We start from the raw sequence: 11,217 nt of genomic DNA, 5'->3' as shown, positions 1-11,217 counted from the left end.
GCGTGTGGCGCAAATCAGCAAGCCCTCTCGCCACAGGGGGCAACCAAATCCTGAGAGGACAGGCACTTTTCTCCGGGCATAAAAAAACGGCCTATCTTTCGATAGGCCGTTTTTAGTACTTGGTGGCTACACAGGGACTTGAACCCCGGACCCCAGCATTATGAATGCTATGCTCTAACCAACTGAGCTATGTAGCCAAGTGGCGCGCATTATTCGCCGGTAACGAAGATGTGTCAAGCGTAAATCTGAAATATTTCTCTGCGCTTTCAACCGCTTAACAATCCTCGCTGCAAATCGCTATCAACCGAGCTGAAATCTCCCTGTGTTGGCACTCAAGGCCTGGCTTCCCTGGCTCAGGGTATCCGCCGCCAGGTTCACGGCCCTTGCGCCTTCAAGCAAACGCATCGCTGCCTGGTCGACCTGCTGGATATTGCCGCTGACCTCGTCGGCGGTGCTGGCTTGCTCATCCACGGCGGTGGCGATTTGCGCCAGGGTGTCGGTGACGCTTTGCACCGCGCTGGCAATTTCCCCCAGCCGTTCGCCAAGGCCGGTGACTGCTTGGGCATCGGTCTGGGCCTGGCCGCAGGCAGCTTCCATCAGGCTGACGGCTTCGTTGACCGTGGCGCGCAGGCTGTCGACGGTGGCGGCAATCTGCTGCGTGGAGGATTGGGTACGTTGCGACAGGCTGCGCACCTCGTCGGCCACTACCGCGAAACCACGGCCCTGTTCCCCGGCGCGAGCGGCTTCGATGGCGGCATTGAGGGCCAAAAGATTGGTCTGCTCGGCCACGCCGCGAATGGTATCGACCACCAGTTGGATCTGTTGTCCCTGTTCGCTGACCCGTCCCAGTGCGGCGGCGGTTTCGTTGAGGCGCTGGTTCAGTTGCTGGATGCTCGCCGTGGTGCGTTGGCTGTCACGGCTGCTGTCGGTGGCGATACGCCGGGTCTGCTGGGCGCTATCGGAGGCCTGTTCACAACTCTTTGCCACGCCCTGGGAGGTGGCGGCCAGTTGTGTCGCGGCGGCGGCGATCTGGCTGATCTGCATCTGCTGGGCTTCGACTTCGCCCAGGGCGCCGCTGGAGTGGGTATTGAGGGTGCGTACAGCGTTGCTCAACTGCAATGTCTCGTGGTCCACCCCCAGCAGGCTGTTGCGCAATTGCACGACGGCGACGTTGAGGGCGGTGCTGATGGCCGCCAGTTCATCGCGCCCTTGCACTGGCACTTGCAGGCTGAGATTGCCGTCGCGCAGGGCTTCGGCCAGCAGGGTGATGCCGCTGGCGCTGCGCCGGATCGACGCTTGCAGACAAACAAAAAGATACAGCGCCGCCAGCAGCAGGCAGCCCAGTACCGTCGCGACCAGGGTGAACTGGCGAATCGCCGAACCGTGGTAGTGGTCCAGCCGCGTATCCAGTGCCACCAGTGACTGTTGCCGTAGGGTCGCCAGATCGACGAGAAGGGCATCCATGTGTTTCTCGAAGTCTTCGGGCTTGAGATTGATGGAACCGCCGAACACGCCGTCATCCAGCACTTTCAGGCCGGCATCCAAGTGCTTGAGGCTGCCTTGGAATTGTCCGGCCCAGGTTTGCAATTCGCTGGGCAGGCGGGTTTCCAGCAGTGCTCCGGTCTTGACCAGTTGGTCCCGGGCGTCGCCGATACGGCTGCGCAGGTCTCGCAGTTGCAGGCGACTCTGCAAGGTGAACTGGCCTGATACCACGGAGGCCTGGCCGACGCTTGCAAGGCGGCCGACCCGTTCGATCAGGTCTGGCGTCTGTTGGGTGGAGATCTGGGTCAGCAGATACGTCTCCAGCCAGGAAGCGAGGGTCAGGCGGTTGTCCATGACCATCTGCTCGCGCAAGGCTTGCAGGGCGCTGAGGGCGGCGGTGAAGCGGTCGTAACCATCTGGCCACCAGCCCACGCTGCCCAGGCTTTTCGAATCCAGACCGTTGAGGCTGGTTTGCAGGGTTTGATAGCGGGCGAGGGTATCGGCTTCGGCCCCTTCGGTTTGCAGCGTGTTGGCCAGGTCGCTGGCGGCTTGGTTGAGGGCCGGTTGCACGGCATCGTACGCCGCCATGGCGGCCAGAGTCGCCGGTGTCGGCTGCCGATTGGTCTCGGTAGCGCGCCAGCGGGCTGCGCGGTTGCGCTGGGCGGTGAGCAGGTTGTCCAGGTTATCCAGGGCCAGCAATTGGCGCACCCCGGCGCGTTCCCCGGAAATCAGGCTGAGTTTGTCGCGATAGTCCTGGCCGATGAGCCACAGGCTGCCCATGAGCGGCAGGATAAAAAGCAGGAACAGCAATTGGAATTTGCGGGCGAAGCCGAAATGCCCCAACAACCTGATGCCTGGTGATAAAAAAGCCTGCATGCCCATACTCCCCTGAACACCCTTGCACTATTTTTGTGCGTTTTCTACACAAGTGCCGAAACAGGTGCCCTTTTAAAAGGCCTCGAAAGTTTGTCCAAATCGGCTCGGTAGGCCAGCTCTGTAGCGAAACTTCCCATTCTCGGTCCCCTTTGTAAGGAGCCGCGTTGTAGGCCATTAACAAGGCAAGATTCAGACCATGGCGTTGAGCTATCACCTTGGATTTCGACAATTTTTCGACTTCGATAGCTAGCTAAGGGGATAGCCTTGCTGCACCGAAAAATGGCACATTGACGCACCTGCCCGTGTGCACCCTCTGTCGTATGGAAACTCCCATGGCTATCAGCAATACCCAGGCCGAGATCCCAGCCGTTGCCGCCACTGCGCAAAGCAGTCCGTTGGTCATGCGGATTATCGGCGCCGTGGCGCTGGCGCATCTGATCAACGACTTGATCCAGGCCGTGCTGCCCTCGATTTATCCAATGCTCAAGGACAGCTATGGCCTGACGTTCACTCAGGTTGGCCTGATCACCTTGACGTTCCAGTTGACCGCCTCATTGTTGCAGCCTTGGGTCGGTTATCACACGGACCGGCACCCCAAGCCCTGGCTGCTGCCGGCCGGGACGGTGTGCACGTTGATCGGCATTGTGATGATGTCCATGGTCGGCAGTTTTGCCTTGATCCTGTTGGCGGCGGCATTGATCGGCATCGGCTCGTCGACCTTTCACCCGGAAGCGTCGCGGGTGGCGCGATTGGCCTCGGGCGGTCGCTACGGGCTGGCGCAATCGACGTTCCAGGTGGGCGGTAACGCCGGCTCAGCCTTCGGCCCGCTGCTGGCGGCGGCGATCATCATTCCCTATGGGCAAGGCCATGTCGCCTGGTTCGGGTTGTTCGCCCTGTTTGCGCTGTTCGTGCTGTACCGCATCAGCCGTTGGTACGCCAACCACCTGAACTTGTTCAAGCTCAAGCAAGGTCAGGCGGCTACGCATGGTCTATCCAAGGGCCGAGTCTTGAGTGCGCTGGTGGTGCTGGGGCTGCTGGTGTTTTCCAAGTATTTCTACATGGCCAGTTTCACCAGCTACTTCACCTTCTACCTGATCGAGAAGTTCGACCTGTCGGTGGCCTCTTCGCAATTGCACCTGTTCCTGTTTCTCGGGGCAGTGGCGGCGGGGACCTTCTTTGGCGGACCGATTGGTGACAGGATCGGGCGCAAGGCGGTGATCTGGTTCTCGATCCTCGGCGTGGCACCGTTCACCCTGATCCTGCCTCATGTCGACCTGTTGTGGACCAGCATCCTCAGCGTGGTCATCGGCTTCATCCTGGCCTCGGCGTTCTCGGCCATCGTGGTGTATGCCCAGGAACTGGTACCGGGCAATGTCGGGATGATCGCTGGCGTGTTCTTCGGGCTGATGTTCGGTTTCGGCGGGATTGGCGCCGCGCTATTGGGGCACCTGGCGGACATCCGTGGCATCGAGTATGTGTACTGGTTGTGCTCGTTCCTGCCATTGTTCGGGGTGTTGGCGATTTTCTTGCCGAGGACTCGAAAGGCTTGAGGCGAGAAGATCCATGTAGCTGAGCCGACGCCTTCGCGAGCAAGCCCGCTCCCACATGGGGTGGTGGGTGTTCTCGGCCATCTGCACACGACACAAAAACCTGTGGGAGCGAGCTTGCTCGCGAAGGCGTCGGCACATCCTGTATCAATGCAAACCGACCCAACGCCTTCGGAGCAAGCCCGCCGATCAACACGGCTTTTTCTTCGAGCGGAGCGCCCGCTCCTCATGCCGGCGATTCACCCCTCAAGGACGGTAGATACTGGCCTGGATCGCGCCGGGGTATTGCCTGAACCCGCCCGTGTTGCACAGCGGTGTCGACAGTTGGTAGTCACCCGCTGTCGTGGCGTTGGCGGTGCGTACATTACCGGCCGCGAACCCAGAGTAATCCTGAAAGGCATCGAACGAGGCGATTGGCTCGTCGAAGTAGTTGCCACGGGAAGGGTCGAAGATCGAGAGAGTGATTGCTACGCCACCAGGAAATGCTGCTTCGGCCACGATCAACACGGTCTCGTAGGGATACAGGGTCTGTGGGGACGGCCCGGCGGAAGTGGGGGACGGATTGAACACCGTGGCCACCAGCGTGTTCGGGCTCAGGTTGGTAAGCGCGATGACCAGGTAATTGGCGTCATTGCCGCCGTAGGTGTAGGGCCGCGTCGTGGCGAACGCCCAACCGTTACTGCTGTTAAAGAAGTCGTCCTTCGAGCCGCCGTTGTCCCAGACCTGGGTGAGCGCGATTTCTTCCGGATAGATTGACCAGTCCGTCGAATCGGCGATCCAGTATTTGAAGTAGGTCCCGTCGATCGCGGGTGCGATGTACTGCGCGTAGGCGGGCACACCGTCGATGGGGTTGTTATTGACGTCCAGGTATTGGTAGATCTGGTATTTGGCCGGCAGCAGCATCTGCATCACCGACAGCACGTAACCCTGCTTGGCGGCTTTCACCATATTTCCAGTTTCACCGGAGTTCCAGAACAATCCGTCGGGCGCAGTGGAAGCGATCAGCGTATAGGTGATCTTCAGCTTGGCCCAGTCGGTCAGGATCGTGGATTCCATGGTGCCGAAAGTGTCCAGCAACCCTTCGAAGGTAGTGCTCAATTGTCCCCACAGGTCGGCATAGGCTACCTGGAACAGGCTGGGAGAAACACTCGAACTCTGGGCCGCGACCGCCACATTGATGCCGCTCTGGAGAACGTTGGCCGCGACGGCGAAATAATTGATCTCGCCTTCCATCGTTTCAGCCGAGAGCACGGTGTAGATGACCCCCGAGAGCACCGCCAGGATGATGCCGCCGATATTGGTCGAGTCACCGTCCTCGAAGCCGGCATCCAGGCCCAGTTCGGAGAGCAGCGCTCCCTGGTCCTCGAACAACAGGGAGTGGAAGCTGGTATAGCAGGCGAACAGGCTGTTGACGGCGCTCGCTGCGCTGAGCTCCAACTTCAACTGGTCCACTACGGGGTGCCAGACTTGCGCTGGGAACGCGTTGTAGTCCAGGCCGAGCATGTCTTGCCGGTAAGTGTCCAGGGTGCTGGCGCCATTGGTGTACTGCTCGCGCAGGATCAAATGGGGCTGATTGTTCATGGCCGCCAGTTTGTTGTTGATCCAGTCATAGACAGCCTGTTGGTCAGGCGTAAAGGCCGGGAAGGCCGGGTCGGACGCCGGCAAGGCCATGATGCTGTCCAGGGGCGTGGTAGGCATGAAGTACCATTGGCTCGAGGTGTCGGTGTCTTGCATCTGTACCGAGCCCCCCGCGATATCGACACTCAGATACTGGTTCGAAGCGCTGTTCTGGATGGCCGTGGGGCCGAGTCCCGTTCCCCAGAGCCAGGTCTGCTCGACCGGGACGGGTACGCTCTGTGTGGTGTTGATAGCCGTATTGCTGCCGGCATCCTGAGTCAACACCAAACCGTCGAGCAGGCCGCTGAGTAGGCGTCCATCGGCGGTGACTTGCCAGATCTGGTTGGGCGAACCGGCCACGAAGGGGCTCAACGTCATACCGTCGGAACTGGCGGTGAGTACATGGGGCTCGCCTTTCACGGGCGCGACGAGGCTGCTTTGCACATTGACCCAGCGAGTCGGTGGCCAAACCTGATAATGATTGCTGCTCGAGGCCCAGCAGGCTTGGTTGAGGGTGTTGTACAGCACGAGGTTGCCGTCGGTCTGGACGAGCAGTTCCTGAGGCTCGATGCCGTTGGTGTAGGGCGACCATGCCACGTTGCCATCGCTGGTACCCAGGACCAGGTTGCCATCGGTCTGGACATCGAAGTAGGCACCGTTGTTGGTGCCTGTGGCCCAGATCGCGCTACCGGTGAACGAGCTGTTGGCCGCCACGGGACCTGTGACGACCTGGTACAGCACCAGGTTGCCATCAGGCTGCAGCAGCAACACATAGCCGTTGCCGGCCGCTGCCGCCCATTGGCCGGGCAGCATCCGCGTGCCGGGCGGAATGTTGCCGTTGTCAGCCTGGACCGGCTCGCCGAGCGGGACCGTGAGGAAGGTGCTGGGGTTGGTGGATGTTGCCAGCGTTATATCGCTCAGGTTGTTCATGTTGATCTCCTTTTCACGACATTGGTTGGACGCCTTGCGGTTGTTTTCGGAGGTGAGTGAGCGCAGTGCATGGGCACGGCTGCGCTCCCACGAATCCGGCGCGCCTGTGCCTGCTACGCCGATGCAATTGATCGGGAAGTCTTTTCAAGTGTTGGGTCGCGAACAGGTCCCGGAGCGAATCAACTGCTCCCGGACTTGAGGTGGCCGAGGGAATGCTCAGCCAGGAGGGTGCCGTTCAATGTCGCCAGTGGCTGGCAGCACGGCACGAATGGCGGGGGCGGGGGCGGGTCTCTTCGTATATCCGTAGTTTGCGAGACTGTGCATGAGAATCTCCCTATCCATGCGGAAGAAGGCGTTTGAGCGTTGTGCCTTGCAGGACGCGCATAGAGTGTAGTCCGGCGCTCATATCTTGCCTGAGCTTCCCCCTTTTGCGGGGTGGTGACCCGTGCCGGGCAAAGAGTCAGTCCCAACTTGAAGCGCTGTGAATCTTGTACTTGATGAGTACGTCGCTGTTGCGACTAAAGTACTGGTTTGTATAAGCCTTAAGTGGGTATTTGTATAAAGGTTGGTCGTGTTAATTTGCTGTTGTGGTTAATGGTTAGAAGGGAATCTGCAGCATTATTCAAGGGTGACCCCTGTGGTGACTGGAAAAGCAGGCTTTCACATTCTTTCCACCTATCGCCCTTATTGTCCCGGACATAAGGCCTTCGGTTCTTGGTTTGATGACCTCTTCTGCGCTGCGGGCGGACAGGGGTTGCGCCCCCCACCTGCCATATTGAAATTCTTATAGAGAGCTGTATCGCCAAGTTCTTCCAAGGTGTTTGCCTTAGGGGCGGCGTAGCAGCCGTGATCGATTGTTATGCCGTGTCGTGCACACGTTAGATGCTGCCGTCTTTTGACGTTGGCCATAAATAGAATCAGGCGGGGAATGATATGAAGTTCAAGTCATTGCAGGCACGCATTTGTGTCACGGCAGGCGTATGCCTGTTTGTTTCATCCATCAGCCTGATTGTCTACGGGCTCTTCAGCGCCCGGGCCAACGAGCAATATGTCTCGACCGAGGTCAGCGCACTGGTTGAAAAATCAACCATCCGGGAAATCCAGAACCTGGCCGAATCCCGGGCCAACGCCATCCAGGCCAAGTTGCAGAACGCGCTGGATGCGGCTCGCACCATGGCCAATGCCTTTGCCGCCAGCAAGGTTTCGCAAAGCCCCCTGGCATTGGGCCGGGAACAGATCAACAGCGTACTGCTCAGCGTCCTCAAGGATAACCCGGACTTCAACGGCACCTATTCCTGCTGGGAACCGAATGCGTTGGATGGGCAGGATCCGGCGTTCCGCAATGCAGAGGATGGCAATAACCCGCTGACCGGGCGCTTCACGCCTTACTGGACGCGCAGCGCCGATGGCCACGTCGCGGTGCAGCCATTGGTCGAGTATGACTCCCCGGACCGTCATCCCAACGGTGTGCCCAAGGGCGGTTGGTATAGCGGCCCGCGCGACACCCTGAAGGAAAGCGTGCTCGACCCCATTCCTTATGTGGTCCAGGGGAAAAACGTCTGGCTGACCACCTTGTCGGTGCCCATCGTGTCCAACGGCAAGTTCTACGGTGTGGTCGGGGCTGACTTCGATATCGCATTTATCCAGAAACTCAGCGAACAAATGTCTGCCGATCTCTACGGCGGCAAAGGCACGGTTTCGATCTTGAGTAACCAGGGCTTGGTGGTCGCGGATAGCCAGCGGACCGACCTGATTGGCCAGCCGATCAAGGCCTTGCTGCCTGAATCCTGGGAAAAAGTGCTCAGTGATATCCAGGGCGGTCGGAGTGATGGCCTGCTCAATGCGCAAACACAGAACATCGAAGTGCTGATGCCCATTGCGCTCGGTCGCACGGGCAAGCCCTGGGCGGTGTTGATTCGCCTGCCCAAGGCTGTGGTCATGAGCCAGGCCATCGCCCTGGAGCAGGAGCTGCAGGCGCGCAGCCTCAACAACAGCATCTGGCAGGTATCGGTAGGGTTGGTCATTTCGTTGTTGGCCCTGGCCGCCCTGTGGTATGCCGCGGCAAAAATCGTTGGGCCGATTCGCGAAGCCGCCGCCTTGGCAGCGACCATCAGCCTGGGCGATTTCTCTCGTCGCCTGGTGCAGAAATCCGAGGATGAGGTTGGGCAGTTGTCTGCCGCCCTCAACGACATGTCTGAAAGCCTGCAACGGCAGGTGCGGGTGGCCGAGCGCATTTCCGAAGGTGACCTGGACCTGGAGGTCCGCTTGTCTTCGCCCCATGACACCCTTGGCAAGTCATTGGAGAAGATGGTCAGCAACCTGAACCAGCTGATTTCCGAGGTTCAAATCAGCGCCACCCAGATCACCGGCAGCTCGGCGCAAGTCACCGACTTGAGTCAGTCACTCTCCGACGGGGCCTCCAATTCCGCCTCGTCCATCACCGAAATCAGCGCGGTGATGACGCAGATGGCCGCCCAGACCCGGGACAATGCCGCCAACGCCAAGAAAGCCGACGAGCAATCCCAGGCCTCGCGGGCCGATGCCGGGGAAAGCGACAAATTGATGAGCGAACTGATTGCCGCCATGGCCGAAATCGACAACTCGGGCAAGGACATCACGGCGATCATCACCACCATCGACAACATTGCCGCACAAACCAACCTGCTGGCCTTGAACGCGGCGATCGAAGCTGCCCGGGCTGGTGAGCTTGGGCGCGGTTTTGCCGTGGTGGCCGACGAAGTGCGTAGCCTGGCCGCCCGCAGTGCCGAGGCCGCCCAGCAGACTGCCGCGTTGATCGCCGATTCCTCGAGCAAGACCCAGCGCGGCATGATCATCGCCGGCCGGACCGCCGAATCACTGAAGAACATCGTCAGTGGAACCGGCGCGGTGTCGAGCCTGGTTTCGCTGATCTACCAGGCCTCCAGCGAGCAGGCTTCAGGCTTGCAGCAGGCCAGCATCGGGCTTGAGCAGATCGACGAAGTGACGCAGAAAAACCAGTCGAACTCGCAAGAGTGCGCCGTGGCGGCCAAGGACCTTTCGGAGCGAGCCTCGCTGATGCAGCGGGTATTGGGACGCTTCAAGGTCAAAAGAGGCTAATGGGATTGCGTGGCGAGGGAACATGCTCCCTCGCCATGACGATCACAAGCGTCAAATGAACAGCATTACGGCATAGCAGGCTTTTTGTTATCCTCGCCGCCTTCTTTCATGGATGAATACCGGGACAAGCTATGGCTAACGACACCCCGTCACGCATCGGGACGATACTGCTGGGCCTGCTTTTTGCCCTGATTGGCATTGTTTTGCTGGGCATTGCCGTCAATCTCACACTCGACCGCCGCGACTTCCTCGCCCGGGCACAGACCGCCGATGGCATCGTCAGCCACTTGAATGCCGGTGGTTCGCATCCTGAGATCGCCTTCACCACCGTCAGCGGTGAAAAAATTTCCTACCCTCAAGGCGGCTTTATCTTCGGCTATCAGAAGGACCAGCCGGTGCGGGTGCATTACCTGCCCGAGCAGCCGACGACCAGCGCCATCGTTGATGCCCCGGCGGCACTGTGGGGCACTTCCGGGGTACTGGGTTTTATCGGCCTGGTGTTCACCCTGGTCGGCCTGCTGAAAGCCACCCGTCAACGCGGTCGCGATGCGGTTCATTCACATAAAGGACTTTGAACGTATGAGCTACAACATCCCTCTGCCGGTCAATGAAAGTCGCTGGCAGTACCAGACCGCCAGCGGCGGTGGCCTGACCGTGGTCATGGTGGCGGGCAGTGGCGGCTCGATTACCCTGCGCTCGCCCCAAGGCGAAGACGTCAGCTACCGCTATGGCGGGGTCGGCGTGGGTGTCGGGTTTGGCGCAAGGCTGCCGCGCTTCGGCAAGATCAATATCCAGATCAAGGGCAAGGGTGTGGCTGCGGCCGGCGCGGCAGAGGCGTTTCCCAGTACCGGCAAGGTGTTTGTCAGCGACGCCCTGGTCGATCGCGACCTGACCAGTGACGACATCACCGGCCCTTGCATGTATACCGAAGTGGGTGTGGGCCTGGGGATCGGCGGTTCGGCCACGGCCCTGCTGTTCGGGCTCGATCCCAAGTTGCTGGCGCTGTCAGTGGCCCTGAGCTCCAACCCGGCAACCTCGCTCATAGCTTCGACCACGGTCAACCGGCAACTGGCGCGCTCGGCCAAGGGCGCAGTGGTCATGGCGGGTGTGAACGCTGGCTTGCAGGCTGGTGGTGGCGCGGCGATCTACATGGGCTACCTGTTCTAGCCGGATTGTGCGAGCGGACAAAAATCCCGGCATCTAAAACCTGTGGGAATGAGTTCGCTCCCACAGGGAGTTGCGCCCATAAAAATTGGCATGTGCCGAAAGCATAATGAAAATATTAGTCATCGCTTCGCTAGGGTTTTTATCGCTCATTCAAACATCACTATCCTTTGCGGATAATGCCAATGGGAAAAATCTCTATTTACAGAGATGTTCCATGTGTCACGGAGTAGATATCAAGGGGACAGGGCCGTTGGCTCATAAAAGCAATCCTCCTACGCCTGACCTTACAACTGCCGCTTTCAAGAAGCGACTGAGTGATTATCCGGGTGTCATTGTGTCGTCGATCATACTTCGACCCAATGGGGATTTGATTCCGAGGACCTTGCGAGAGAATGGTGTGAAGCTATCGCCGCATTCTTGGAGTGTTAAGGATTTTCGCGATTTGAATCAGTATATGGGTGGTGTGATTTCAAAGAGCCGATGATTTTTGGGCTGCTGTTGA

The 11,217-nt window shown here is 59.4% G+C and carries 7 protein-coding genes, 1 tRNA gene and 1 pseudogene; 6 read left to right on the top strand and 3 right to left on the bottom strand.

Features of this window, described 5'->3' with window-relative positions:
- Positions 1-120 precede the first annotated feature (120 nt).
- Both Q7F16_RS18595 and Q7F16_RS18590 read right to left on the bottom strand, forming a co-directional pair.
- Positions 121-197: transfer RNA gene (locus Q7F16_RS18595), tRNA-Met, on the bottom strand.
- Positions 198-300: 103 nt separating this feature from the next.
- A complete protein-coding gene (locus Q7F16_RS18590; protein WP_079301795.1) occupies positions 301-2,358 on the bottom strand; it encodes a methyl-accepting chemotaxis protein in 2,058 nt (685 codons plus the stop codon).
- A gap of 332 nt (positions 2,359-2,690) precedes the next feature.
- Here Q7F16_RS18590 and Q7F16_RS18585 point away from each other — a divergent pair, with 332 nt between their 5' ends.
- The gene (locus tag Q7F16_RS18585; protein WP_409556166.1) at positions 2,691-3,908 is read left to right on the top strand and encodes an MFS transporter; all 1,218 of its coding nucleotides are present in this window, start codon (positions 2,691-2,693) and stop codon (positions 3,906-3,908) included.
- A 243-nt stretch (positions 3,909-4,151) separates the two neighbouring features.
- Here Q7F16_RS18585 and Q7F16_RS18580 read toward each other — a convergent pair whose 3' ends face one another.
- The gene (locus tag Q7F16_RS18580; protein WP_409556165.1) at positions 4,152-6,452 is read right to left on the bottom strand and encodes a hypothetical protein; all 2,301 of its coding nucleotides are present in this window, start codon (positions 6,450-6,452) and stop codon (positions 4,152-4,154) included.
- 933 nt (positions 6,453-7,385) lie between these two features.
- Here Q7F16_RS18580 and Q7F16_RS18575 point away from each other — a divergent pair.
- From Q7F16_RS18575 to Q7F16_RS18555, 5 genes and pseudogenes are all read left to right on the top strand, one after another.
- Positions 7,386-8,648 (top strand): annotated as a pseudogene (locus Q7F16_RS18575) (PDC sensor domain-containing protein); the annotation flags it as partial.
- The gene (locus Q7F16_RS18570) at positions 8,643-9,548 is read left to right on the top strand and encodes a methyl-accepting chemotaxis protein (RefSeq protein WP_373419653.1); all 906 of its coding nucleotides are present in this window, start codon (positions 8,643-8,645) and stop codon (positions 9,546-9,548) included. The pseudogene Q7F16_RS18575 and the gene Q7F16_RS18570, both read left to right, overlap by 6 nt.
- A gap of 131 nt (positions 9,549-9,679) precedes the next feature.
- Complete coding sequence (locus Q7F16_RS18565) at positions 9,680-10,123, top strand: DUF3592 domain-containing protein (RefSeq protein WP_046063528.1); 444 nt, start codon at positions 9,680-9,682, stop codon at positions 10,121-10,123.
- Between the two features lie 4 nt (positions 10,124-10,127).
- Complete coding sequence (locus Q7F16_RS18560) at positions 10,128-10,715, top strand: hypothetical protein (RefSeq protein ID WP_409556164.1); 588 nt, start codon at positions 10,128-10,130, stop codon at positions 10,713-10,715.
- Between the two features lie 106 nt (positions 10,716-10,821).
- Positions 10,822-11,199, top strand: coding sequence for a c-type cytochrome (locus tag Q7F16_RS18555; protein WP_095963350.1), 378 nt, complete (start codon positions 10,822-10,824; stop codon positions 11,197-11,199).
- Positions 11,200-11,217: the final 18 nt, after the last annotated feature.

This window comes from Pseudomonas sp. Lb2C2 (genome assembly GCF_052112205.1).
In the GTDB taxonomy this organism is placed as follows: Bacteria; Pseudomonadota; Gammaproteobacteria; order Pseudomonadales; family Pseudomonadaceae; genus Aquipseudomonas; species Aquipseudomonas kilonensis.
The sequence above is the reverse complement of the archived record's forward strand: the minus strand, read 5'-3'. Positions and strand labels throughout refer to the sequence as shown.